General features: G+C 52.3%; 24 protein-coding genes. 5 read left to right on the top strand and 19 right to left on the bottom strand.

Annotated features, from left to right (window positions below; genetic code table 11):
- Positions 1-107 precede the first annotated feature (107 nt).
- Both metK and ACYX4J_RS22320 read right to left on the bottom strand, forming a co-directional pair.
- Positions 108-1328: a methionine adenosyltransferase gene (metK, locus tag ACYX4J_RS22325; protein WP_475709133.1), complete on the bottom strand. Its 1221-nt coding sequence runs from the start codon at positions 1326-1328 to the stop codon at positions 108-110.
- Between the two features lie 72 nt (positions 1329-1400).
- Positions 1401-2357 carry a metalloregulator ArsR/SmtB family transcription factor gene (locus ACYX4J_RS22320; RefSeq protein WP_108734975.1) on the bottom strand — a complete coding sequence of 319 codons (957 nt, stop codon included), beginning with the start codon at positions 2355-2357 and terminating at the stop codon, positions 1401-1403.
- A 259-nt stretch (positions 2358-2616) separates the two neighbouring features.
- Between ACYX4J_RS22320 and tkt the strand changes: the two genes are divergently transcribed.
- Positions 2617-4617, top strand: coding sequence for a transketolase (gene tkt / locus ACYX4J_RS22315; RefSeq protein ID WP_475709132.1), 2001 nt, complete (start codon positions 2617-2619; stop codon positions 4615-4617).
- A gap of 109 nt (positions 4618-4726) precedes the next feature.
- A complete protein-coding gene (gene gap, locus ACYX4J_RS22310) occupies positions 4727-5731 on the top strand; it encodes a type I glyceraldehyde-3-phosphate dehydrogenase (RefSeq protein ID WP_476177579.1) in 1005 nt (334 codons plus the stop codon).
- Between the two features lie 412 nt (positions 5732-6143).
- Here the strand turns inward: gap and ACYX4J_RS22305 are convergent, their stop codons facing one another.
- Both ACYX4J_RS22305 and ACYX4J_RS22300 read right to left on the bottom strand, forming a co-directional pair.
- Positions 6144-8162, bottom strand: coding sequence for a hypothetical protein (locus ACYX4J_RS22305; protein WP_476177578.1), 2019 nt, complete (start codon positions 8160-8162; stop codon positions 6144-6146).
- A 502-nt stretch (positions 8163-8664) separates the two neighbouring features.
- Positions 8665-9801 carry an aminopeptidase gene (locus tag ACYX4J_RS22300; protein ID WP_475709129.1) on the bottom strand — a complete coding sequence of 379 codons (1137 nt, stop codon included), beginning with the start codon at positions 9799-9801 and terminating at the stop codon, positions 8665-8667.
- Positions 9802-9872: 71 nt separating this feature from the next.
- Between ACYX4J_RS22300 and ACYX4J_RS22295 the strand changes: the two genes are divergently transcribed.
- Both ACYX4J_RS22295 and ACYX4J_RS22290 read left to right on the top strand, forming a co-directional pair.
- On the top strand, positions 9873-10106 hold the full coding sequence (locus tag ACYX4J_RS22295; RefSeq protein ID WP_444918578.1) for a hypothetical protein: 234 nt from the start codon (positions 9873-9875) through the stop codon (positions 10104-10106).
- Positions 10107-10216: 110 nt separating this feature from the next.
- On the top strand, positions 10217-10390 hold the full coding sequence (locus tag ACYX4J_RS22290; protein WP_282930681.1) for a DUF3149 domain-containing protein: 174 nt from the start codon (positions 10217-10219) through the stop codon (positions 10388-10390).
- Between the two features lie 313 nt (positions 10391-10703).
- Here ACYX4J_RS22290 and tatC read toward each other — a convergent pair whose 3' ends face one another.
- From tatC to ubiE, 8 genes are all read right to left on the bottom strand, one after another.
- Positions 10704-11453, bottom strand: coding sequence for a twin-arginine translocase subunit TatC (gene tatC / locus ACYX4J_RS22285; protein ID WP_413663789.1), 750 nt, complete (start codon positions 11451-11453; stop codon positions 10704-10706).
- Positions 11450-12043 (bottom strand): Sec-independent protein translocase protein TatB, encoded by a 594-nt coding sequence (gene tatB, locus ACYX4J_RS22280; RefSeq protein ID WP_476177577.1) that lies wholly within the window; start codon positions 12041-12043, stop codon positions 11450-11452. Before tatB ends, tatC begins: the two co-directional genes overlap by 4 nt.
- A 29-nt stretch (positions 12044-12072) precedes the next feature.
- Positions 12073-12336 carry a Sec-independent protein translocase subunit TatA gene (tatA, locus tag ACYX4J_RS22275; RefSeq protein ID WP_444892350.1) on the bottom strand — a complete coding sequence of 88 codons (264 nt, stop codon included), beginning with the start codon at positions 12334-12336 and terminating at the stop codon, positions 12073-12075.
- A gap of 88 nt (positions 12337-12424) precedes the next feature.
- Positions 12425-12757 (bottom strand): phosphoribosyl-ATP diphosphatase, encoded by a 333-nt coding sequence (locus tag ACYX4J_RS22270; protein WP_282930677.1) that lies wholly within the window; start codon positions 12755-12757, stop codon positions 12425-12427.
- 7 nt (positions 12758-12764) lie between these two features.
- Positions 12765-13157, bottom strand: a complete 393-nt coding sequence (gene hisI / locus ACYX4J_RS22265; protein ID WP_282934621.1) for a phosphoribosyl-AMP cyclohydrolase — start codon at positions 13155-13157, stop codon at positions 12765-12767.
- A gap of 51 nt (positions 13158-13208) precedes the next feature.
- Positions 13209-14819: a ubiquinone biosynthesis regulatory protein kinase UbiB gene (gene ubiB / locus ACYX4J_RS22260; protein ID WP_476177576.1), complete on the bottom strand. Its 1611-nt coding sequence runs from the start codon at positions 14817-14819 to the stop codon at positions 13209-13211.
- 2 nt (positions 14820-14821) lie between these two features.
- Positions 14822-15451 carry a ubiquinone biosynthesis accessory factor UbiJ gene (locus ACYX4J_RS22255; RefSeq protein ID WP_476177575.1) on the bottom strand — a complete coding sequence of 210 codons (630 nt, stop codon included), beginning with the start codon at positions 15449-15451 and terminating at the stop codon, positions 14822-14824.
- Between the two features lie 55 nt (positions 15452-15506).
- Positions 15507-16256, bottom strand: a complete 750-nt coding sequence (gene ubiE, locus ACYX4J_RS22250) for a bifunctional demethylmenaquinone methyltransferase/2-methoxy-6-polyprenyl-1,4-benzoquinol methylase UbiE (protein WP_108734987.1) — start codon at positions 16254-16256, stop codon at positions 15507-15509.
- Positions 16257-16379: 123 nt separating this feature from the next.
- Between ubiE and ACYX4J_RS22245 the strand changes: the two genes are divergently transcribed.
- The gene (locus ACYX4J_RS22245; protein ID WP_476177574.1) at positions 16380-17192 is read left to right on the top strand and encodes a CHAD domain-containing protein; all 813 of its coding nucleotides are present in this window, start codon (positions 16380-16382) and stop codon (positions 17190-17192) included.
- Positions 17193-17247: 55 nt separating this feature from the next.
- On the opposite strand, the gene ACYX4J_RS22240 is transcribed toward ACYX4J_RS22245, so the two are convergent.
- The 7 genes from ACYX4J_RS22240 to ACYX4J_RS22210 form a co-directional block, all read right to left on the bottom strand.
- The gene (locus ACYX4J_RS22240; RefSeq protein WP_476177573.1) at positions 17248-18810 is read right to left on the bottom strand and encodes an alkaline phosphatase; all 1563 of its coding nucleotides are present in this window, start codon (positions 18808-18810) and stop codon (positions 17248-17250) included.
- A gap of 16 nt (positions 18811-18826) precedes the next feature.
- Positions 18827-20362 (bottom strand): alkaline phosphatase, encoded by a 1536-nt coding sequence (locus tag ACYX4J_RS22235; protein ID WP_444918582.1) that lies wholly within the window; start codon positions 20360-20362, stop codon positions 18827-18829.
- Between the two features lie 264 nt (positions 20363-20626).
- The gene (locus ACYX4J_RS22230) at positions 20627-21001 is read right to left on the bottom strand and encodes a gamma-butyrobetaine hydroxylase family protein (protein ID WP_444934483.1); all 375 of its coding nucleotides are present in this window, start codon (positions 20999-21001) and stop codon (positions 20627-20629) included.
- 4 nt (positions 21002-21005) lie between these two features.
- Complete coding sequence (gene hslU / locus ACYX4J_RS22225) at positions 21006-22322, bottom strand: ATP-dependent protease ATPase subunit HslU (RefSeq protein WP_476177572.1); 1317 nt, start codon at positions 22320-22322, stop codon at positions 21006-21008.
- A gap of 73 nt (positions 22323-22395) precedes the next feature.
- On the bottom strand, positions 22396-22935 hold the full coding sequence (hslV, locus tag ACYX4J_RS22220; protein WP_108734993.1) for an ATP-dependent protease subunit HslV: 540 nt from the start codon (positions 22933-22935) through the stop codon (positions 22396-22398).
- A 165-nt stretch (positions 22936-23100) separates the two neighbouring features.
- Entirely contained in the window at positions 23101-23679 is a 579-nt protein-coding gene (locus tag ACYX4J_RS22215) for an SPOR domain-containing protein (RefSeq protein ID WP_445355394.1), read from the bottom strand.
- 82 nt (positions 23680-23761) lie between these two features.
- Complete coding sequence (locus ACYX4J_RS22210) at positions 23762-25975, bottom strand: primosomal protein N' (protein WP_445355393.1); 2214 nt, start codon at positions 25973-25975, stop codon at positions 23762-23764.
- Between the last annotated feature and the right edge of the window lie 23 nt (positions 25976-25998).

Raw genomic sequence — 25998 nt, 5'->3', positions numbered from 1 at the left:
TTGATTCATCGTTTTTGAGTCCAAAAATTATCTGCTTGCCGAGTGGTACCCAGCATATTTTGTGTGCCCGCGCTTTTGGCGCAGGCATGAATATTTATTTCTGAAACTTAGAGGCCGGCTTGGGAGCGAAGCGCATCCGCCTTGTCGGTTTTTTCCCATGGGAAAGCAGTAAAGCTCTCACTGCGTTCCTGGCCATTGCTGTCAATCCAATTGTAAGTGTGGGTAAACGGATCGCGACCAAAGTGACCATAAGCTGCGGTCAACTGATACATCGGGTGCAGCAGGTCGAGGGATTTGGAGATGGCGTAAGGGCGCAGGTCAAAGTTTTCGCGCACCAGCTCTACCAGCTTATCCTCTGCTACCAAACCGGTTCCAAAAGTATTAATTGCTACGGAAGTCGGCTCGGCGACACCGATGGCGTAGGAAACCTGAATCTCACAGCGCTTGGCCAAGCCTGCAGCGACAATGTTCTTAGCCACATAGCGACCTGCGTAAGCGGCAGAGCGGTCAACCTTGGAGGGGTCCTTACCGGAAAACGCACCGCCGCCATGGCGAGCGGAGCCACCGTAAGTATCGACGATAATCTTGCGCCCGGTGAGACCGCAGTCCCCAACTGGCCCGCCAATAACAAAGTTACCCGTCGGGTTGATATGGAACTTGGTGTCTTTATGCAGCCATTCCAGCGGCAAGGTGTTGTGAACAATCAGCTCCATCACTGCATCGCGCAGATCTTTTTGGCTGACATCCGGGTTGTGCTGGGTTGAAAGAACAACCGCATCAATCGCGCAGGGGCGGCCCTGTTCGTCGTAACGGAAGGTCAGCTGGCTTTTTGCATCAGGACGCAACCAAGGGAGCAGACCGGATTTACGCACTTCAGCCTGGCGCTCAACCAGACGGTGGGAATAGTAGATCGGCGCAGGCATAAAGGTGGGGGTTTCGTTGGTCGCATAACCAAACATTAACCCCTGGTCCCCAGCACCCTGGTCTTCCGGCTTAGCGCGGTCTACACCCTGTGCGATATCCACAGATTGTTTACCGATCACATTGATAACACCACAGGTCTCACCGTCATAACCCACGTCAGAGGAGGTGTAGCCGATATCGGTGATAACTTTACGCACCAGCTCTTCCAGGTCTACCCAGGCAGAAGTGGAAATCTCACCGGCAATAACAGCAATACCGGTTTTCACCAGGGTTTCACAGGCAACCCGCGCCTGCTTGTCACGGGCCAGTAGAGCATCCAATACAGCATCGGAAATCTGATCGGCAATTTTATCCGGGTGCCCCTCAGATACGGATTCTGAGGTAAACAGTCTGTATTCACTCATTTTGAGGTCTCCATTGTCCCGCCGCAGCGGTTGAATATCTTTTAACTTCAGGCTGTGCCTGACAAACCCCCGTCAGGGCTTAATAAACTCTCTTATCTGGATCTGAAAGCCATTGCGCAGGGCGCTATAAATACTGCGCCCATCTTGCAAGCCGGCAGTCGCGGCCCAGTCACTCAACTGCTCTGGAGCAAAGCCCAGCCATAAATCTCCGCAGGCCTCTCTGGCCCAGTCCTGGCTGTGTTCTTGCAATTCTGCAATTAAAAGCTGCCCGCCCTTTTTTAGGGCGCCGTGCAAATCGTGAAATATCTGTGCCGGGTCAGGAGTGTGGTGCAGCACCATGTTCACCACGATGGTATCGGCACTGGCCGGCCGTGCCGCAGCAGCGCGAGTATCGCTACAGACAAACTCGATATTTTTAATACCCTGTTCATCGGCAAAAGATTGGGCCCGCTCCAACATTGCAGAAGACAGATCCAGTGCTGTCACTGTCGCGAAACGCTGAGCCAACTCCTGTAGAAATTCACCTTCTCCAGGCCCAACTTCCAAGGCATGGCGACCAGGTTTGAGCAGCTGAGCCACTTGTGGTCCGTATACGTCATAGCTGGCGATCAATTCCTGCTGCTCGCGAAAGCGGTTGCCGTAATCGGCAAAGAAACGTCGCGATGCTTCCGCTCTCTCCTCAGAAATCCGGGATACCGCCTGCACCCGCACATCGGCCAGAGGCAAATGATCCAGGTTTGTAAATAGCTGTGCCAGCAGTGGAGTAGCTGCAGTGCGCCGGTAGAAAAGGTTATTACCTTCGCGGTGCTTGTTTACCAGACCTGCCTGAGCGAGCACTTTCAAGTGATGACTCAGGGCCGGTTGGCGCAAATCAAAGATTCGGCACAGCTCTAACACACTGTAAGAATCCTGGCTAAGCAGGCGCAAAATTTCGAGCCGCAGGGGATCTCCGGCGGCTTTCAGGGTCAAGGCCAGCTGAGGAATTGCCTCGGCTGGGCTCAGTTCGGGTGCTGGCTCATTTTCAGACATGGAGCGAAGTCTAGCAGGGGAGCACATCTATATCAAAATGTTTTGATATAGCTTCATTAAATATTTTTGATATAGATGTTAATGGCGCCGCCTGATGCATAGAATTGGAAGTTTGTTGCTGCACTCAACAACAAATCCCCCACCAAGGCTTTGCGCAGGGCCGCCCTTTACGGGAAAATACGCCACCATTTTCGTTGTTGCGGGAATCTGCCGGCAGAGCAGCGCCGCACCCTAGCTAAGAAACCAGAGAGCTCTTCTTATGTCTTCTACTCCCTCTCGCACTGAAAAGGCCAACGCCATTCGCGCCCTGTCTATGGACGCGGTCCAAAAAGCCAAAAGCGGCCACCCCGGTGCGCCCATGGGTATGGCGGATATCGCCGAGGTGCTGTGGAATGACTACTTAAAGCACAACCCGGCCAACCCCAGCTGGGCCGATCGCGACCGCTTTGTACTGTCCAACGGTCACGGCTCCATGCTGCTTTATTCCCTGCTGCACCTGTCCGGCTATGACCTGCCGATAGAAGAGCTGCAGAACTTCCGCCAACTGCATTCCAAAACTCCGGGCCATCCCGAATACGGTTATGCCCCTGGTGTAGAAACCACCACCGGCCCACTGGGCCAGGGCATCACCAACGCTGTTGGTATGGCAATGGCAGAAAAGATCATGGGTGCCCAGTTCAATCGCCCCGGCTACGAGCTGGTAGACCATCACACCTATGTATTCCTGGGCGATGGCTGCCTGATGGAAGGTATCTCCCACGAAGCCTGCTCCCTGGCCGGCACTCTGGGCCTGGGTAAGCTGGTCGCCTTCTATGACGACAACGGCATCTCCATCGATGGTGAAGTGGAAGGCTGGTTCACCGACGACACGCCCAAGCGCTTTGAATCCTACGGCTGGCACGTAATCCCCAATGTGGATGGCCACGATTCCGCCGCTATCAAAGCCGCTATTGAAGAAGCTCGCTCTGTTACCGATAAGCCCACCATTATTTGCTGCAAAACCGTGATCGGCTTCGGCTCCCCGAACAAACAAGGGCGCGAAGAGTGTCACGGAGCACCGCTGGGTGACGAAGAGATCGCCCTGGTTCGCGAAACCCTCGGTTGGGCCCACGGCCCATTTGAAATCCCCGAAGATATCTACGCTGGCTGGGATGCCAAAGCCAAAGGTGAAGCCCAGGAAGACGAGTGGAAAGATATCCTCGCCGATTACCGCGAAGAATTCCCGGAGCTGGCAGCCGAATTTGAGCGCCGCATGAGCGGTGAACTGCCCGCAGACTTCCTCAGCAAAGCAGATGAGTACATCAAAGCCTGCCAGGAAAGTGCAGAAAAGATTGCCTCTCGTAAAGCCAGCCAAAACGCTCTGAACGCCTACGGCCCGCTGCTGCCGGAATTCCTCGGCGGCTCCGCCGACCTGGCCGGCTCTAACCTCACTATCTGGTCAGGCTCCAAAGGCGTCAGCGCCGAAGATGCCTCCGGCAACTACATCTATTACGGTGTGCGCGAATTCGGTATGAGCGCCATTATGAATGGTATCGCTCTGCACGGTGGTTTCGTGCCCTACGGCGCTACCTTCCTGATGTTTATGGAATACGCCCGCAACGCTGTGCGCATGGCCGCACTGATGAAGCAACGTGTGGTCTTTGTCTATACCCATGACTCTATTGGCCTGGGCGAAGACGGCCCGACTCACCAGCCGGTAGAACAGCTCAGCGCCTTGCGCGCCACTCCGAACCTGCACACTTGGCGCCCCTGTGACGCCACTGAATCCGCAGTGAGCTGGAAAATGGCAATAGCGCGCAAAGAAGGCCCCAGCACCATGGTATTTAGTCGCCAGGGCCTGGCCCCTCAAGATCGCGACAGCGCACAGCTGGCTCAGATTGAGCGCGGTGGGTACGTACTGTCCGACTGCGAGGGTACTCCTGAAGCCATTATTATTGCCACTGGCTCCGAGGTAGAGCTGGCAATGGCGGCCCAGGAAAAACTGGTCGGCAAGAAAGTTCGCGTTGTTTCCATGCCCTGTGCCGAGTTGTTTATGGAGCAGGAAGAAGCTTATCGCGAATCCGTACTGCCTTCTTCTGTACGTGCGCGAGTAGCGGTAGAAGCGAGCCACAAAGACTACTGGTATAAGTTTGTCGGTTTCGATGGCGCTATTATCGGTATGGAAACCTTTGGCGAATCGGCCCCTGCCGGCGACTTGATGCGCTACTTTGGTTTCACTGTGGACAATGTGGCTGAAGCGGTAGAAAAACTGCTGAAATAATACTGTTCTCTCCACTGAATATCATTTAGGTATCAACCCCGCGCGGCACTGCCTCAGCGCCGCGCGGGGACGCTGAGCTGACATTTTTTCTCCTGCCTAAAGTTGTGCTATGACCACTAGAATTGCCATCAATGGCTACGGCCGTATCGGCCGCTCCGTTTTACGCGCACTCTATGAGTCTGGCGCCCGCGATAGCTTACAAATAGTCGCCATCAATGAACTGGCTGACTGCGACACCATTGCACATCTGACAAAGTACGACTCTGTCCACGGCCGCTTCTCAGGCGAAGTTTCCGTGCATGAGGATATCCTTGTAGTTAATGGAGATTCTATTGCCGTTACTCATTGCGAACGGTTAGAAGATCTGAATTGGCGACGGGACCGGGTAGATATCGTACTGGAATGTACCGGTAGCTTTAAGCAGCGACAAGGCGCGGAGTTGCACCTTGCCGCAGGAGCCAAGAAAGTACTATTTTCCCAACCTGCCAGCCGGGATGTCGATGCCACGATTGTTTACGGGGTGAACGACCATATTTTGATGGGCAAGGAACGGGTAATTTCGGCAGCCTCCTGCACAACTAATTGCAGTGTTCCAGTTATCGCCGCCCTGGATAAAGCCTTCGGCATTGAGGCCGGGGTCATTACCACTATTCATTCTGCGATGAACGATCAACCGGTAAGTGATGCCTATCACCATACTGATTTGAGAAAAACGCGTTCGGCGATAACCTCTGTTATCCCGGTTGATACCGCTTTGGCACGCGGTATTGAGAGAATACTACCCAATCTGGCAGGTAAATTTGAAGCCCAGGCCCTACGCGTTCCCACAGTCAATGTTTCTGCTATCGACTTATCAGTCTCACTACAAAGAGAAGTAAGTCGGGAAGATATTAATGCTTTATTAAAATCAGCTTCTGAGTCTGAGTTTAATGGTGTACTTGGCTTCACCCAAGAACCCCTCGCATCCTGTGATTTTAATCACGACCCGCGTTCGGGGATTATTGATGCAGGCCAAACTCGTGTAGCAGGGAATCGCTTAGCCAAGATTTTGATTTGGTTTGATAATGAGTGGGGATTTGCGAATCGGATGCTGGATTTAGTAAAAATAATCTAAAAAACATCTATACCTCATCATCTGGAAAGTTACTGATACAACATTTTAAGCTGGAAATATATTCCGGGAGTAATGTTTATGGCGCAAACTTAACAACTAGATAAATAACGATAAATAACGATAAATAACGATAAATAGTATGGCGTTTGAACTCATACATCAGGTGTCGGCCGCACCTCTAAGCGATTTATAATCTGCGAATTTAAATATCAGTCTAATCTGAGACAATTAAAGCTTATGCTACAGCATAAACTCTGGCAATATCAAAGCAACCTCCTCAAAATAGAATATTCGATAAAAAGATATACAGTAAACTACCTATCTAATTTTTGGATCAACACAAAAAATGGCGACACAAGGTGTCGCCAGAAAATAAAAATTCAGTTAAATCTGGAAACCATATCTTTAGAATTTAAAATGGTCTTTCAGACAATTTAATCAAGCCAGAATGGTAAACTCTATTAGTACCTAAAACATGTTCATCCGCATCTATATCTTCACCATAAAGGCTAAGATAAACATCTTGAAAATATTTTACATTGTATTGAAACCAATACTTATCATCACTGTCTACTTGATGAATATCCCATTCACGCTCCTGGAATAAAGCACACTCTGCATCAACCTCTGGGTCCCAAGAATCTGATATACAGGGCTCAGCCACAGACTCAGACTCAGACCTGTAAAATCTGATAGACAGATTACCATTGGCCTTTAATTCCCATAGCCCAGAAAGCTCCTGACGTTCACTATCTTCAATGGTACCATCATTATCTAAATCATTGAGAGATACCGTTGAAATAGTACCATCTGCAGAAATATCAAAATAGAATCTATGAAGTGGCTCGAAGAAATTTTTTGGATAAATATAAACACCTTCAATTTCGTTATCAGCCCAGCTTTCAATATCCTTTGAAAAAATAGTTGATATTGCAGAGGAGTGCAGCCCATCTGGAGACACTCTTTCTACAAACGAAGTAAGAATTTCTCCATTCTGCAAACTTAAAAGAGAGAAATATAATTTCTCATTATCAGAAAAGCTAACTACGAGGCGATCTAAATCATCGACAATCCAGGTAGCAGAAGCATCACTCTCAATTATCTCTCCATTTCCGGAAGCAACTGGAATTTTAACATTCACATTGCCACCACTCTCGAAATCACCTAAGAAACTCATTTTTAATGAATTAAGTGTAGAAATAGGCTGGAAATTCTCAATATAGTTCACTACCTCTCCATCTCTATCAGGAGTCGGCATACTATATGAATTACCAATAACTAGTATATCTTTCGGACTCAAAAGATCAGATTGGCGAGCACTGTTTGCAGCAATATAATTTGTCTCAAATATATCATCCACCTCAGCCCAATCAGGGAATTTAAGAGTATCGGAAGTTTCTAAAACTACCATTCCTTGATTTTTAGAATCCAACATCCAGAACAATCGGTCGAACTGTCTTTCCCTCACAGCGGAAAGATAATACTCACCAACTTCCATAGGAATACGCTCTACAAGGGGCTCTACAGACTCCAAAGATATCCCTTCAGGCCCTTGAGTCCAAGTCAATTCAACTAACCCACTGCCATTGAGATATTCACCTGTTCCATTTGTATTTAATGTAATTCTTCCGCCTTCAGATGGAAGGTAATATGTTCCCTCAATAGGGTTTAAATTATTGCTAGAAGTGCCTAACAGGCCAGGTTCTTGGGCCATAGCAACCTTAACTTCTTTAAATAAACCCTCCATCTGATTCATAAACATAGATACATATTGAGATGAAAGATCAAAATCTGAAGCAAACTGATAGGTATCTTCTACTTCTTCAGGTATTGATATACCTCTCTCTGAGTAATCTATAAATATTTTTATTGCTGCAGCGACAGAAAAGGCTCTTTCAGCATCAACTTTTTTAAATACCTCATCCCACTCATCAGAAGACTCAATAACTGAGTCACTTTTCGATTCTAATATTGCTGAAATAGCGGTAGATACGCTGCTAATATTTACAGCATGACTTTCCGATTGTTCAAGAACACCATCATCTCCAGCGATTTCGACTAAATAACTAAAAGTTCCTAGAGTGCTCGCAAATTTAATCTTGCTGTCTTCTTGAGAAGTGGCAAAAATTTTAACAACTTCATCTGATTCAGATTCATCCAACTCGATTTCAGCCGTATAGCCACCATCGCTACTGGAAAGTGAGGAAACTAATGAATCACCTATGAATATTTCAATATCAGCGTTTGTAGTTGGCCCATCTATCAAGGTGCCATGAATAGAAAGCGAAACTCCCTCCTCACCACTTCCACCACTTCCACCACTTCCACCACTTCCACCACTTCCACCACTTCCACCACTTCCACCACTGCAGCCTACTATTAAGCTAACAACGCAAGCCCCTAAAAGCTTCGATAATCCGTATCTGTTCATTCTACCAAACTCTTCCTTTACACAACTTAACAAAGAGCAGCACTATAATTTTTCTAGCAGGGAAAATCTATCGACAAAAAGTCAATCCTGACAAAACCTAATCTGTACGAAAGTGCAGCAACATTGGAAGGGAGATTCTTAAGTACTTACTATAAGCATAGATAGTTAATTGGACTGAATGGATAGCCCTAAAAAATAATAACTATGTAAACATCTATTAACCTATCACATCAAATAAGATCAGATAAATATATCCAAAGCTTGAACAAAGACGCTTACAAAAATATAAAAGTGTATAACTTAAAAATATGGAGTGACTCCTTGAAATGATGGCCCGGCAACTAGTGTTATTCTCCAAAGATAAAATTAAACATGGCTATTTTTTTACTAAATAAAGCGTATCGACAATCATGCATTTGCCATTTCGCGACACCCAAAATTCAACATGGAGATAAAAATACAGATTGTTATATAATGGAAATACTCAGCCCCATTTAAGAAATCAATTCCCATTATGAATACAGGCTATTACATCACTATCAATACTCTGCTTTGATATATTATTTTCTCGTTTGTACTCGCTAGCCAGCTGCAACAAACTCTGCTCTCTATCTTCCTTATCGAGCTCACCCAATCTTTCAGCTGCATTATAAAAATCCTCCCAACCATTACTATCAATATAAAGCTGACGAAAAGCTGGAACCAAAGATTCATATTCTGCCGCCAACGCCAAAGTAGCATTATTGGTTTTCTCTATATAAGCCTGGTAGCGCGCGGGGTAAGACCACTCTGCTGCCATACGCCAATAGCAACGCCTCAATCGACTCAGAATTTCCTCCTTTTCTTGGCGCTTTTCCTCGTCTGGCAAGTTGGATTGGTAAACTGGTTGAAGCTCTTTACGCGTCGCTGTCATTAACTGTCGTACCGCCAGTGCCTGAGCCTTAGTCTCCTCAGCAGAACTCGAGAGACCTTGGCTACGAAGCCAATCAGGTAGGGCAATTTCGGACACTGCTGTAGCAAAGCTCTCATTAAAGCGGGTATCACCCGGCACATAAACTCTTCTGTGGGCCAACTCATGAAATAAGAGTCCGGCTAGTCTCTCCGGTGTCCAATTCACAAAGCTTGATAACACAGGGTCATTAAACCAACCCAGGGTGCTGTAGGCCGGCACGGCTCCCAGGTAGACATCGTAACCCTGGTTCCGCAGGCTATTTGCTTTGGCCATAGCCGCTGATTTGCGGAAGTAGCCCCTATAGCTAGCGCAACCAGCTATGGGGTAACACCATCGTTTGGGGCTCAGGGAAAACTCTGGTGCGGCCAATACATTCCATATGGGGTACTCATCATCGAGCTGAACATAGGAGCTATAGGCTTGCCCCACTGGTAGTTTTAACTCCTGTGCTGCATAGGCACGGATTTCCTGAACGAGCTGTAATTGCTTCTGGAGTTGATCACTGGCATTGCCGTCTTGAACCAGCTCTTCAATCGGCTGCCGGGCAGAGAGTATCCGCAATTGACCGCTTGCAGCCTGAAAGTAATAGCCCGCAGTCTCGCACCCGTAGAGCCCTAACAATACTAATACGAGCAGCCAAACTCTGGGGCGCGCTAAAAACCTAAGATCAGAAATACTGATATACACTCTTTTTCCTATTAGTATTTTTCTTAGAGAAACCCACCAGTCAAACGATTCCATGTGCAAAAGGTTATTCCATGTCACCAGTGGCAGCCGTCTTAACAGTATTTGCCCTGGTTTTAGGTGCTGTTGCCTGGTTGCGACTGCTATTTATTGGTTTTAGTCGCGACCCCTTGTCGGGGCTGATAGCACTATTTATGCCACCTTTGGCGCTTTTGCTGCTTCTGCCTGACAGGCGAGAAAATAGCGATCTTTATTCTTTATGTGGCACGTCCTTACTCTGCCTGCTAGCAGCCCTGACCCTGCGTTGACCAACCCGTCGTTCTTACAATAAGTCGATCCAGCTTGATTTAGGTCAAGAGATTTCCATTACAGCTCCCTAGACTGCATAGGTGAAGCATTAGCCTATTTGGAGAGAAAAATGGATGCTTTAATTGACCTGTTTACCAGCTTTTCTGGCCTTCTCAGCTTGGCCGTTATTGCCTTTATATTCCTGATGGCAGCGTTTTTCGTTCGCTTGGTTCGCAACAATGTTGAAAAAGCTGTTGCCGAGCAAGAACGCATCGCAGCACAAGCAACCGGTTCCAATAAATAGCTAGGCTTCCATCGTTGTTGTAGGCAACCAAGCACAAGGTAGTTTAGCGTTTATCTCTCGGTCTGGTATCTAATAGCGGGCTTTCTACAGCCGGTAGGGTGGTCAATCTCCCTGCAGCTGGGAAATAACCGTGTAATCAAGCTTCTTGTCATGGAAGAGGTGGAGTTGATGCTACTGAGAAGAGAGTGCGGCGTTGTGCCTGTATAGCTAGCGCTCTCAGGTGAGTAACCCTATCGAGAGCGCAATTGCAACACCTCAAGCGCTGCGCTTGTGAAGCTAACCGCTGAAAGCCCAGTGGTGACTTTTTTATATCTCAGGTAGCAGGCTTATCTTTGGGTGAAGACTTCATCCAACGCCCAAATAAAATGCCAATCTCAAACAATAGCCACATGGGGAAGGCCAATAAGGATTGGGAAATTATATCCGGCGGTGTCAGTAGCATCCCAATTAAAAAGCATCCCACAATCACATAAGGGCGCTTACTTGCCAGGGTCTTGGCATCCACTACCCCACTCCAGATCAGTAGGACTGTCGCGATAGGGATTTCAAAAGCAAAACCAAAAGCAAAGAAAAGCTTCAGCACCAGATCCAGATAACTGCGCATATCTGGCATTACCTTAATATCTTCTGGAGCAGTTCCAACAAAGAAATCAAACAGAAGGGGAAAGACCACAAAATACGCAAATGCAATGCCGATATAAAAAAGTGCGACGCTACTAATTAATAATGGAATAGCAATACGTTTTTCATTTTTATATAACCCCGGGGCAATAAATGACCAAACTTGGTAAAGCACAAATGGGATTGCAATAAAAAAAGAAACTATAAAAGTCGTTTTGAACGGGGTAAGGAACGTGGAAGTCACCTCTGTAGCGATCATTCCAACATCACCCGCCAAACGCTCCTGTAGTGGGTGGGCAATAAAATTATAAATTTCAGACGCAAACGGCATCAAGCAGACAAATAAGACCAATACGACTAAGAGGATTCGCAATAGGCGATCACGCAGTTCGATCAGGTGGTCGATAAAAGGCTGATGTTTATCTTGGGACTGATCGCTCATGACTGGCTATCTTTTTTCTGTTGCGATGTTTTCTTCTCGCCTTGTTTTTCTTCTTCATCTTCATCGATGTTTTCAGGATGGTCCGGGTTTAAATCCGGGTCCCCAAAGTCATGCCAATGCTCCGGGTATTCCGGATCCTGTAACTCCTCGGCAGTTTCATCCTGTTCTGGCAAATAATCCTCCTGCTCTGCACGAGGATGAGCAGGTTCCTCTATCGCCTTTTCAGGCTTTGGTGCCTCAGGATGGTTGACTCCAGCTGCCTGTTTTTCTACTGGTGTCCCTGCAACTTGTGGTTTTTCAGGCTGATTAAGTGCGTCGTGAACTTCCTTATTGGCTTCGCTAAAGGTTTGCTCCATCTCACGACGACTCTCCTCAATCTCACGCATAATGCGCTCGTTGTGAAGTTCACGCCGTATATCATCGGCTCCAACCTCTCGCTCCAATTCTTCGCGAGCACTATGTAAGGTCCGCTTCAAACCAGACCACCAGCGGGAAGTGGTACGCACCGCATCGGGCAGTCGCTCAGGGCCAACCACCAACAGGGCCACGGCAGCAACTACCAATAGTTCTAAAAAGCCGATATCAAACACAGAGTGACACTCGCCTTAGTCGTTGCCGATTATTTGTCCTGAGACTGTTTATCTTTATTTTTGACAGTACTGTCTTGGCCTGGCTTCTCTTCCTCATCGTGCTTGAGACGCTCGACATCTTTGTCTTCATCAGCATCCTTGGATTTGTCTTCATCCTTAACCGCTTTTCGGAAACCCTTAATTGCGCCACCCAGATCGCCTCCGAGGTTTTTCAAACGCTTGGTTCCGAACAGTAGTAAGACTATGACCAGGACAATCAACAACTGCCAGATACTAATTCCACCGAATCCCATAATTGTCTCCATTACATTCAATAGGATGGCTTGAGTTTCTTACCGGGCACTCCCGCCATCAGGGGTGGTGCCACAAGTGATTCAAATTTTACTTAGTTCGCGCAGCTTTCTCTTCCAGGCCAGAAAGACCAAATCGGCGCCCAAGCTCTCGAACCACGTCCTGAGAATCAGCGCCCAAGTGAGATAGCATGACCAGCGAGTGAAACCATAGGTCCGCTGTCTCGGCAACCAGGTCTCGATTATCGCCACTACTCTGTGCGTCTTTTGCTGCAAGAATAGCTTCAGTGGCTTCTTCACCGACTTTTTCCAAAATCTTGTTCAGGCCTTTGCTATGTAGACTGGCCACATAGGATTCAGAAGCATCACTGCTATTTTTACGGCTTTCCAACACCGCATCGAGCTGTTGCAGCACATCTTTCATAATTGTTTCACTTATAAATGGACTTCGGGTCCTGAATCACCGGCTGATTCACCTGCCACTCTTCATCTTGAAGGAGGTGATAGAAACAACTACTGCGTCCGGTATGACAGGCGATTCCACCTTCCTGCTCGACCAACATTAATACGGTGTCCCCGTCACAATCCAGACGCAATTCACGCACCTTCTGCAGGAAGCCGGAGGTTTCTCCTTTGCGCCACAGGCCCTTGCGGGATCGGGACCAATAGACTGCGTAACCCTCACTGGCAGTGAGCGCCAGCGATTCCCGGTTCATCCAGGCCATCATCAACACCCGCCCGGTTTTGAAATCCTGCGCAATCGCAGGAACCAGGCCATCACTGTTCCAGCTGACTTTATCGAGAAAACCGGCCTTTGCTTGAATTTGAGTCAATGTCTAACAATCCTTGGAAGTTCCAGTGTAGGCCGAAGCGCCCTAGGGCCACAGCAGTAGCACTAGTGCAGCAACGCCCAGTACCCAACCAGTCGGCGGCAACTGAGCCAGCCATTCCGGCTTACTGACAGCGATGGCGCCAATGCCCAACACAACTCCGGCGACCCGCCGAATATATTGGCGCAAGCCTCGGCGTTGCGAGCCCGCCAACTGCTCGCCAATTACCTCTAACTGGGGCGCCAGTTCCCGCGACTGCTCCAGAGCTGAGTACACCAGCTGTGGCATCTGCGGGAATTTCTCAAGCCACTCTGGACCGTAGCGCTTTATCTCACCCACAATTGTTTTGGGGTGGATTCGATCGCGCATCCAACGCTCTAAAAATGGATGAGCAGTCTTCCACAGATCCAGCTGCGGATAAAGCTGTCGACCCAAACCTTCGATATTCAACAGGGTCTTTTGTAACAGTACCAGCTGCGGCTGTACCGCCATATCGAATCGGCGCGCAGTCTGGAACAGACTGATCAACACCCGAGCGAAGGAAATCTCTCCCAGGGGTTTTTCAAAAATGGGCTCACAGACCGAGCGAATAGCGGACTCAAAGGCATTGATCGGCGTGTCGGAGCGAACCCAACCACTTTGCACGTGCAGCTCCGCCACCATACGGTAATCGCGGCGGAACATCGCCAGGAGATTGCGCGCCAAATAGTACTGGTCTTCCCGTGTCAGGCTACCGACGATTGCGGTATCAATCGCAATATATTGCGGGCGTTGCGGGTGCTCCCTGGAAACGAAAATGTTGCCCGGGTGCATATCCGCATGGAAGAAGTTGTACTCGAATACCTGCTTAAAGAAGATCTCAACACCGCGCTCAGCTAGCAGCTGCATATTGGTGTCCTGGGCGCGAAGCTGGGCCAGGTCGGTGACGGGGATACCGTCGATACGCTCCAACACCAGGACATTTTCGCGGGTGTAATCCCAGTGCACTTCGGGGATATACAACAGCGGGGAGTTGGTAAAGTTGCGGCGGAGCTGGGTGCCGTTGGCCGCTTCACGAGTTAGGTCCAATTCACCTTCAATCGTGTGCCGATAGTCCTCAACCACCTCCACCGGGCGCATGCGGCGCCCTTCGGGCACAAAGCGTTCAATTCCACGGGCGATCACCCCCAGGAGTTTCAAATCTTCCTGGATTACCTCATCAATGCCCGGGCGCAGTACTTTGACAACCACTGATTCGCCGCTCTTTAATTCAGCCGCATGCACCTGTGCAACTGAAGCCGCTGCCAGTGGCTGCTGATCAAATTTAGCGAAGACCTCATCCACCTTGGCACCAAGGGCTTCTTCGATCAGAGCCGTGCACTGGTCACTGGGGAAGGGCGGCACCTTGTCCTGTAAATAATCTAATTGCTCGACAATATCTGGTGGTAGCAGGTCGGGACGAGTGGAGAGAAGTTGGCCGAATTTAACGAAAATGGGCCCCAGCTCTTCCAAGGCTCGGCGCAGCCTTTCGCCCCGTGGCATCTTGGACTGCGGCAGCAACTTCACTGGAAGTAGCAACCCCCGCAACCACAGTGGGCGCTCCTCGGCTGGCAATAATTGATCGAGACGATAGCGCAGAAAAACCCGCGCAATTGTGAGACTTCGACGAACTGGCAAAACTACTCGGCCTCCCTGCGGGAAAATTGTTCTTCCAACAAGCGTACGCGCGCCTCGAGCCGTTCAGCAGCTAGAGAGGCCTCGGCCAGGTCTTCGACAAATGCTTCGAACTGGGCCTGGGGTGGAGTCAGCTGCCACTCCTCACTAATAGCCTCCACCGCCACTTCAGGCGCTCGATTCAGGTTGCCTCCCAACCAGCGGGCAACATCGCGCAGGACATTGCCAATTGAGTGGGCGGGAATATCGCCAACCACTTGCGCCAACGGCGCTTCCCAATCGATATCCAGGTCACTCAAGATCCATTGCAGTTCTGCCAGCAGGGCACTTGAGCCGCTCACAGACACCCCCAGTCCGGCAGGAGTTGCATCCGGGTCTTTGATCAGGCGTACAAAAGACAGCGCTGAGCCGCTCAATTGGGTGGTAACTTCCCCCTCCCAGTGCTGGCGCACCCGCACCTGGTCACCCTCGATACACAGGCAAAACTGTAGCTGCGGGGCGGTTAAATCCAGCGCCATGGTCTTTCCATCCAGTGCGGAAAGGCGCTCGCGTGTCGCCGGGTCATACTGGAGGGCAGCATTAATTGTGGTTTCCAGCGCGGCATCAAAGCCCGCGCGAAAAGTGGGGTCGCTCATGGCGGTTTACGGCCTCGTGCCTGCGCTCAGAGAAAAAATAGGCTTATGCAGTTTTTCAGGGCTTGATGCCCCGGTGCAAAGCGACAATTCCGCCGGTCATATTGTGGAATTCACAATCGACAAAACCGGCATCCGCCATCATCCCCTTGAGGGTTTCCTGATCTGGATGCATGCGGATACTCTCCGCCAGGTAGCGATAGCTGTCCGCATCATTGGCAACCAGTTTGCCCATAAATGGCAACAGGCGGAAAGAGTACTGATCGTAGACTTTCTCCAACAGCTTCGACTGGGGCTTGGAAAACTCCAGCACTAACAATCGGCCACCGGGTTTCAACACGCGCAACATGGAGCGCAGTGCCAGGTCCTTATCGGTGACATTGCGCAGGCCGAAAGCGATCGTGATGCAATCAAAGGTATTGTCCGGGAAGGGCAGGTACTGGGCATCCGCCTGCACCGGCACCACGTTGCCGGCGATTCCCCGGTCGAGCAGGCGATCGCGACCCACTCGCAACATCGATTCATTGATGTCCGCCAATACTACCTGGCCGCTGGCACCCACAATACGGGAGAAGCGCGCGGTGAGGTCACCGGTACCCCCGGCGATATCGAGAATACTTTGGCCCCGTCGGGCCCCGGACAATTCGATGGTGAAGCGCTTCCAGAGGCGGTGAACACCTCCAGACATCAAGTCGTTCATTACATCGTAACGGGCTGCTACAGAGTGGAACACTTCTGCCACACGACCGGCCTTTTCTTCCACCGGCACTTCCTGGTAGCCGAAGTGGGTGGTCTTGCGATCCTTCATGCTATGCCTGCTGAGCGAAAACTTTAAAAGGCCATTGTACATTGCCGGAGCCAGTGGGGCACCGCTTGAAATCAAGCAGAGCGGAAACCACTAAAATTTAGTGGGATCACCCGGGACTGTTCTATGAGCTATCAATTCCAATGTGACTCTCCTTTTCCCGAGCAAATCAAATCTATCGCCCAGGCAGAAGTAACGGCGGCAAACGGATACTTGCTCCGCAACGGAGGGGAAACTGCCGTCCACGAACTGCGCAAACGCTGCAAGAAAATTCGCGCGCTACTGCGCCTGGTCCGCCCACAAATCAGTAGCACTTTTCAGCGTGAAAATACCCACTACAGAAAATTGGCAAACACTCTCGCCCACACCCGCGACCTCACAGCACTGCGCATCGCTTTACTGGGATTGGCACCGCCACATCACTTTCACCGGTTACACCATCTCCTCGACGAACTGATCCAGGCAGAGCAAAACCACTCAGCGGTTCAAGCGGCATTGAAACTCCTCGATAAAGGTCAAATAAGAATTCCATCGTGGCCGCTTGAACAGCTCGGCTGGCACGATGCGGAAGCCGGTTACCTGCACGGCTACCGAAAAGCCGCAAGCGCATGGCGTAAAGTGCGCAGGCACAAAAATGCAAACCGCCTGCATCTATTGCGTAAAAGAGCCAAGGATCACTGGTACCAGAGCCGCTTATTGAGGAAGCGTTATCCGCTCACTGTGGGCGAGCGCTGTAAGTCACTAAAGGAGTTGGGAGAAGTTCTGGGTGACTGGCGTGATCTCCATTTGCTGGCACGGCTGGTAATCACTCAGGGAGACAAGCTGCAAAGTGAGTTTGGCACGGTGCTAAAAATTATCCGGCACCGACAAAGCCTACTCATGAAAAAGACCGAAGCACTCTGTGGGGCGCTTTTCTCCAAGCCTCAATTCAAGATCTGACCGGGGAAAGTGTCGGTGTGGATGAACATGTCTTCCACACCGACAGCTGATGGAATTACTGTTCCAATAATCCGCCAGCGCGCGCCATTACGTGAAACAGGAAGTTTTGTTCGTTGGTGCCGCTCACCAGGTGCGCACCCGGTCCGCGCGCCCAAACACCCACATCCTCACCCGCGTGGGATTCACTGCTCATGGGAATCAGGGCATCCTGCTGGTAATCCAGGGCAGCAGTATCTGTGCTGACCAGGCTCGGACGCGCTCCGCTATCACCGGCACTGTAGCCCGGGCCATTGGCATAGCTCAGAGTCGTGTAGGGCAGGCCATCTTCCGCCAGGGCATGAGAGGTTTCCGCTTCGCCATGGCCGTCATTGCCAATCACTTTACCGAGAATCGGGTTACCGCGAGTGGGGTAGCCGGCGATAGTCATCACGTGGCTGTGGTCCGCAGTAACAACAATCAGGGTGTCTTCTGCACTGGTATTCTCCATGGCGTACTGAATCGCCTCGGCAAATTCCACCGCATCGGTCAGGGCGCGATAGGCGTTGCCGGCGTGGTGACCGTGGTCGATACGACCGGATTCCACCATCAGGAAGTAGCCGTCCTCATTTTTCTGCAGCATCTCGAGACCTTTGGCGGTCATCTCTGACAGGGAGGGCTCACCGGCTTTATCGTCCTCGCGAACGGCTTCATATTCCATGTGTGAGGAATTAAACAGACCGAACAGCTTGTCGGTTGCGGAGGCATCTACGGCTTCAAAAGCAGTGGTGTCTTCAACGTAGGCAATATTGTTTACACCATCGTCGTAACGGGCCTTCCATTCATCCACCAGGTTGCGCCCATCTTCACGGCGCCCCGCTTCACCTTCGATATCGGTAATATCACTGGGCAGGAAGTTGCGACGACCTCCGCCCATTACCACATCGATACCATCACCGGCCTCAAACTCAATCAGTTGAGCGGCGATATCGGTGCAGCCATCCGGGGCTGCTTCTTCCCAGCCGCGCTCAGGTACCTTGGCATAAGTAGCCGCCGGAGTGGCGTGGGTGATACGCGCGGTGCTGATAATACCGGTGCTCTTGCCCAGGTCTTCGGCCAGTTCAATAGCCGTCGTCAGCGGGTACTCGAGGCTGGCGGCACAATCGCCGCGCGCAACATTTTCAGCAACACTCAATACACCGGCCTTGGTTTTAACACCGGTTACCAGTGCGGTCATGGTGCCGGCAGAATCCGGGGTCTGCTGGTTGGTGTTGTAGGTTTTGACCAGGCCGGCAAACGGCATTTTCTCAAAGCTCAGCTGGTGTTCCTCACCATCGAGGCCCTGCTGCTGACCTGCCAGGATACGGGCGGCGGTCACTGTGGAGATACCCATACCATCGCCAACGAACAGGATAATGTTCTTGGCGGCACCGGGGGTGTTGTTGATTTCTACAGCGCTCGCTTCTTCGATCGCCTGCTGGGCTTCCTGGAACCAGCTGCTGTTGCTCTGCGCAGAGGAAACACCGACATGCTCCTCTTCGGGTAATTCCACTACGTCGTCAGAGTTTGAGTTGTCGTCGCTACAGGCGGTGGCCAGTAGGGCGACAGAGAAAGCCAGTACTGTTTTCTTAAAATGTCTCATGGTGAATTACCCCCAGTTATTCTTCTGTCAGCGACAGGTCGGTCGCAGCAGTCATCACGTGGAAGACTGCGCTCTGCTCCAGGCTACCTTGTACCCGCTCGGCGCCGGCACCGATAGCGTGCAAGCTGATGTCCTCGCCCGCATGGCTCTCAGACTCCAGGTGCACCATTGCTTCCTGGTGGAAGCCCGGCGCTTCGGTATCCACGCCGGAGAGATCCTTGCGTCCGGTATCGGCGGCGATATCGTAGCGCTCATCCGCGTCGGTATTTTCACCTAAATCGGCATAACCCAGGCCATTGGCATAGCTCAGGGTGGTGTAAGGTTTACCGTCCGCAGCAAGACCTTCTTCCGCTTCTGCGGCACCGCTGCTGTCATTCTCGACCACTTTACCGAGTATCGGGTTACCGCGAGTCGGATAGCCGGCGATAGTCATCACATGGCTGTGGTCGGCGGTCACCAGGATCAAGGTGTCTTCAAGATCCACTTTATCCAAAGCAACCTGTACCGCATCCGCAAAGGCGATGGCATCGTGCAAGGCGTTATAGGCATTACCGGCATGGTGGCCGTGGTCGATACGCCCGGACTCTACCATCAGGAAGTAGCCATCGCTGTCTTTTTCCAACAGCTCGATGGCGGTATCGGTCATCTCGGCAATGCTCGGCTCATCGCTGTCCTTGGCGATGCGGTCCGCATCGTAACTCATGTGGCTGCTGGTGAAGAGCCCCAATAACTTATCGGTGGAGGCAATATCGACGCCTTCCAGCTCGGAGCCACTCTCCACGTACACAGCAGTCTGCTCACCGTCATAGCGCTCCAGCCATTCACTGGTCAGGTCGCGGCCGTCTTCACGCCTACCGTCGTTGTCGGTGGTAACAAAGTTGCGGCGGCCACCACCGAGCATGACATCGATACCGTCGCCGGCAGACACCTCAACCATCTGCGAGGCGATATCGGAACAATCACCCTCGGCGGAATACTCCCAGTTGCGCTCCGGGCTGCGCGAGTAAGTGGCTGCGGGCGTGGCGTGGGTCAGGCGCGCAGTGGAAACAATGCCGGTGGCCTTGCCACGGCTCTCCACCATTTCCAGGAAGGTGTTTAATTCCTTACCCTCAGTGCTGGCGCAATCAGCTCGCAGTGCATCGCCGTCGATATTAATTACACCGGCGCGGGTTTTTACACCGGTCATCATGGCGGTCATGGTACCGGCAGAATCCGGAGTCTGCTGATTGGTGTTGTAGGTTTTGATCAGTGCGGTATACGGAAACTCTTCGAAGGAGAGCGCATTTTCTTCGCCGCTCTCACCGACTAGCTGGCCTTCAAGGATACGGGCGGCGGTTAGTGTGGAAATGCCCATTCCATCGCCGACGAACAGAATTACATTCTTCGCAGTTTTTGCCTCTCGGGAAAGCGAAGCGCGCTCTTCCAATCGGTCAGCACTTTCCGTGTACCAGGCACTATTGGTTTGGTAGTCGGGCAGGGTTGCCGCTGAAACAGCGGAAGCGAGAGGAATCAGACAAAAGGCGCTCAGTGCGCGGACAATTGTTTTTGCCATGGGGGCCTCCGAAACTCGTTAATTTGGCGAGCATTAGAGTTCCAAAATGTGACAAAAGAATTACGCGCCGGTTACGTTGTTAATATCTTTGCTCTGAAAATCAATGAATATCAGAGAATTACGTAAACTTGGTAATATTTGGCAAAGACGTACCAAAAATTAATTATTTCGGTAATAAATTATTGAGAAGAGTGGGGAGATATTGAGAGAGAGAAGGGGGAACCGCCCCCTGGGGAGCGGTTGTCATTACCGATCAATTTGCCACTAGCCGATAAACTTCACCACACTCTCATCCGGGTCGCGGCCCTGGCCGGCATCGCGCAGACGCTGTAGGTAAGCCTCCCAGTTGGACGAATAGTTTTCAGCTAGTTCATGCAAATACTCCCAGGTAAAAATACCGGTGTCGTGGCCATCGTCGAAATCGATTTTTAGCGCATAGCGGCCAGCCGCCTCCACCGTGTCGATACCCACATGCATTTTGCCACTGACCAGCACCGGTTCGCTGGCACCGTGGCCACGCACCTCGGCGCTGGGGGAGTAGACGCGTAGGTACTCTGCCGGCAAGGTAAATTCAGCATCGCCAAATACCAGGTGCAGGCTTTTCTCTACGCGATTTAATCGGATTTTTTGCGGTTTCATTGGCTTACAAAATAAAACGCAACAGGTCTTCGTTCTGGCTCAACTCGCCCAGATGGCTGTCCACATAGGCGGCATCAATGTTCAGCGAAGTATTGCCATCGCCCGCATCAAAGGAAATTTCCTCCAGCAAGCGCTCCAATACCGTATGCAGACGACGTGCACCGATATTCTCGGTGCGCTCATTCACCTCGAAGGCCACTTCCGCGATGCGGCGAATACCGTCTTCACTAAATTGCAGTTCCAGCCCCTCAGTGGCCAGCAATGCTTTTTGCTGCTCGGTAAGGGAAGCGGACGGCTCGGTGAGGATGCGCTCGAAATCTGCGGAGCTCAGCGAATTCAATTCCACGCGAATGGGCAGACGACCCTGCAACTCGGGAATCAGGTCCGAGGGCTTGGACAGGTGGAAGGCGCCAGAGGCTATAAACAGGATGTGATCGGTTTTGATCATGCCGTACTTGGTATTAACCGTGCTGCCTTCAATCAGTGGCAGCAGGTCGCGCTGTACCCCTTCGCGGGAAACATCCGCACCGCCGCTCTCCTGACGCTTGGCGACTTTATCGATCTCATCGATAAATACGATGCCATTCTGTTCGGCAGCGCGGATCGCACGGGTCTTAACATCTTCGTCATTGACCAGCTTGGCCGCTTCCTCGTCGGTGAGCTGCTTGAGGGCCTGTTTCACCGGCAGCTTGCTCTTGCGGGTCTTGCCCTGGGACATATTGGAGAACATGCCCTGGAGCTGGTTGGTCATCTCCTCCATACCGGGAGGAGCCATAATTTCTACGCCCATGGGCGCAGCGGCCAGATCCACCTCAACCTCTTTGTCATCGAGATCACCTTCGCGCAACTTCTTGCGGAACAGCTGGCGAGTACTGGAATCCTTATCGGTGGGCTCGGTGGAGCGCGCCGGCGGCAGCAGGGCATCGAGGATACGCTCTTCTGCGGCGTCCATGGCGCGCTGCTCAACACCAGCCATGGCTTGCTCGCGTTCCTGCTTCACCGCCATCTCAACAAGATCGCGGACAATCGACTCTACATCCCGACCGACATAGCCCACTTCGGTAAATTTAGTCGCCTCTACCTTGATAAAGGGCGCGTTCGCCAGTTTGGCCAGGCGGCGGGCAATTTCCGTCTTGCCCACGCCGGTAGGGCCGATCATCAAAATATTTTTCGGCGTGATCTCGGCGCGCAGGTCTTCACTAACCTGCATACGGCGCCAGCGGTTGCGCAGCGCAATGGCTACCGCACGCTTGGCCTCCTGCTGGCCGACAATATGGCGGTCGAGTTCGTGGACAATTTCTCTGGGTGTCATCTGGGACATACAAATTCCTGCAAAAATTCTTACGGGGGCCTAAACAGCCCGCCAGCCGGTCACTCTAGGGTGTACCCGGTAATCAATAAGCCAGTTCTTCGATGGTGTGGTTCTGGTTGGTGTAAACACAGATATCGCCGGCGATCTTCAGCCCCTGCTCCACAATAGAGCGGGCATCCATATCGGTATTGTCCAGCAGCGCGCGGGCCGCCGACTGGGCGAAGGGGCCACCGGAACCGATAGCAATCAGGTCGTCTTCCGGCTGAATCACGTCGCCATTACCGGTCACAATCAAACTGGCAGTGGAATCAGCAACCGCCAGCAGGGCCTCCAAGCGGCGCAGGGCGCGGTCGGTACGCCAATCTTTGGCCAACTCCACAGCGGCGCGGGTCAGCTGGCCACCGTGGGCCTCAAGCTTGGCTTCAAAACGTTCGAACAGGGTGAAAGCGTCTGCAGTACCACCGGCAAAACCGGCAATAACCTTATCTTTGTACAGGCGACGCACCTTGCGCGCATTGCCTTTCATGACGGTGTTGCCCATGGACACCTGGCCGTCGCCGCCAATCACAACTTTGCCGTTGCGGCGACAGGATAAAATAGTAGTTCCGCGATACTGTTCCAATGGAGACCTCTCGGATTGCGCGTGTACTCTGGCAGCGGGCATCGAAGTGCCCGCGCCGGGGAATTATCTTCAGACTAGGTAAGTGAGGACGGTTCGCGCCGATTTCAATAAGAGAGGTCACAATTACTGAGTGGGGCAACATACCTTAATAAACGGAATTGATGGTCACTGGGTCGCCGGGCGTTTTAGCACCAGCGGCATCAGGCGATGCTCAGCCAGTGTCTGGCGCGCTTTGGCCATCCGAGAGCGATTGCTGTAAGGGCCCACCAATACCCGGTGCCAGGTACCCCGGTTATCGGTGGCCGATTCCACTTTGACATCCAGGTTGGCCAGGGTCAGCTCAACGCGCAGGCGCTCCGCTTCAGAAGCATCGCGAAACGACGCCGCCTGCAGGATATATACCTGTGCCGGGGTGCTGCGATCGGGTTCCGATGAGCTACTGCTCTGGGAATTGTTGGTGGAGTCACTGCGGCGCGCCGGTTGTGCCACTTTGGGCGGGGGTACCGTGACTTCGTTTTCTTTTAATTTTGTATAAAAATCAAAACGCGGTTGAGGCGATGTTTCCTCTCGCTGCTGCACCGCCTTTGGCTTAATGCTGCTTATTCCCCGGCTGTCCTTGTCCATGCCCTGAAGAAACAGTACGGCCACCGCAAAGCCACCGACAAAATTCCCCAGGACAAACCAAACCCATGCGGGTTTGCCTGCGGCTTTTTTACTGCGGCGATTACTGGTGCGACGGCTCATCGAAAATTTCTTCCCTGCAAAGTTTTAGCGGTTTGTGAATTGTACCGCCAATTTAGTGCCGGGCGCGTAACCCAGCGCATATTCACGATAATTCTTGCGCATCCATATCCACAGCCCAGCGCAGGCGGCGATTTTTATTGCCCTCCGCCCAGGCACACACTCGCGCCAGCAGCGGCTGTAAGTGGGCTCGGTTTTGTGCGGTGACCTGAATATAAAATCGGAAGCGCCCGGATTTGCGTTCCAGTAGTGCCGGCACCGGCCCCAGATATTGGATCTGCGGCGAGGGGGGTGCCAGGGACTGCATAAAGAGTCGCGCATTTTGTAGAAACTCTTCGGCCCAACCAGGCTCTTCACACTCCGCTCTCACCAGTGCCATAGCACTCGCGGGAGGCAACTGTGCAACCGTGCGATCCCTCAGCAACTGGCGCGCAAAAGCGCCATAGCCTTTTTCCAGCAGCAATTGTAAAAGCGGGTGCTCGGGGAAGCGGCTCTGAACCAATACCCGCCCACTGAGACTGCCGCGCCCCGCACGACCCGCCACCTGTTCCAATAACTGGCCGGTACGCTCTGGCGCGCGGAAATCTGCGCTGAACAGGCCGCCATCGGCATCTTGGATCACTACCAAAGTGACCTTGGGCAAATGGTGCCCCTTGGCCAGCATCTGGGTTCCTAACAACAGGCAGGGCTCGCCCTCTCGCGCCGGTGCTAACAATTTATCCAGCGCCTGTTTGCTCGCCGTGGTATCCCGGTCCACACGTATCACCGGGTAGTCGGCAAAGCGACGGGCCAACAGTTCCTCGCTGCGTTCCGTGCCGGCACCCAGGGCCGAAATCGAACGGCTGTGACATTGTGGGCAGCTATCAACCAGCGGGCGGCGGTAATCGCAGTGGTGGCAGCGCAACTGGCGTTGCCGCCGGTGCATAGTCAGCTTGCTCGAGCAGTGTGGGCAATCCGCCAGCCAGCCGCAATCATCACAAGTCAGCGCGGGGGCAAAGCCGCGCCGATTGATAAACACCAGGGCCTGCTCACCCCGCGCGAGCGTATCGCCGATATGGCGCAGCACCTGGGAAGAAAACCCCTCTTCCAGAGGCTCCCGCAGTGTCGGCACTACGTGAATTTGCGGTGGCTTGGCATCACCGGCGCGATAGCGCATATGCAGGTGTTGATAGCGCCCATTCAAAGCGTTGTGCAAGGTCTCCAGAGAGGGCGTGGCCGAACCCAAAACCACCGGCACATTATTATTGCGCCCCAAAACCACGGCCAAGTCCCGGGCCGAATAGCGCACCCCGTCCTGCTGTTTAAAAGAGGCATCGTGCTCTTCATCGACAATCACAACGCCGAGCCTGGGCAGGGGGGTCATAATGGCTGAGCGGGTGCCGATCACAATATCTGCCTGCCCACCCGCTGCCGCCAACCAGGATTGAGCGCGCTCGCCGTCAGCCAAGCCTGAGTGCAACGCCGCAATACTGTGCTTGGGAAATCGTGCAGCAATACGCCTCAACGTTTGCGGCGTAAGCCCAATCTCCGGCACCAGTAACAATGCCTGGCGGCCGCTATCCAGGACCCGCTGCATCAGGCGCAGATAAACTTCGGTCTTGCCACTGCCGGTGGTGCCCTCCAGCAGTGAGGCAGAGAAGCGGCTGCAATCGATACTGTCGAGCACCTGTTGCTGTTCGCTATTCAGCTCCGGAGCCGATGTGCTCTCTGCTGCGGGTAGCGGCGCAGGTACGGTAGGGCCTGGAATCCACTCCACCAGGCCGCGATCCTGCAGGGCGCGGATCACGGGGGTATTGTGGCCGAGGGTCTTAAGGTGGGTTCGGCTCTGCTTGCCATCACTCAACAGCAACTGGAACAGAGCCTGCTGCTTGGGGGCGCGCGCCAGTGCAGTTTTCGGCAAGCCCTTTCCCTCTGTCGTGAGCTGAAGCCACTGCTCCGCCCAATGATCAGACGGCTTACCTTTGCGCAGTGCCACGGGCAGGGCAGCGGCGTAGACCTCGCCGAGGGGCGCCTGGTAATAGTCGGCAATCCAGGCCAGCAGCTTGCGGCTGCCATCACCAAACAGAACCTCCGAATCCACCAGTTCCAGCGCTGGCTTCAAACTGCTGTGTGGCGACTCCTGCACGATATCCAACAGTACTGCCACTAACTTGCGCCCGGCAAAGGGCACCCAGAGGCGCTGGCCGGGCCGCAGTGACTCCGGCGACAGCCCCTCTGGCGGCAAATAGTCAAACAAGCGCCTCAGGGGCACGGGCACTGCCAGCCTTAAAATGACTCTTTGTTGGACTGACTCCTGCACCTGGCCCCCACTCACTCAAACAA

Source organism: Microbulbifer sp. ABM4_008, assembly GCF_056311705.1.
The sequence above is the reverse complement of the archived record's forward strand: the minus strand, read 5'-3'. Positions and strand labels throughout refer to the sequence as shown.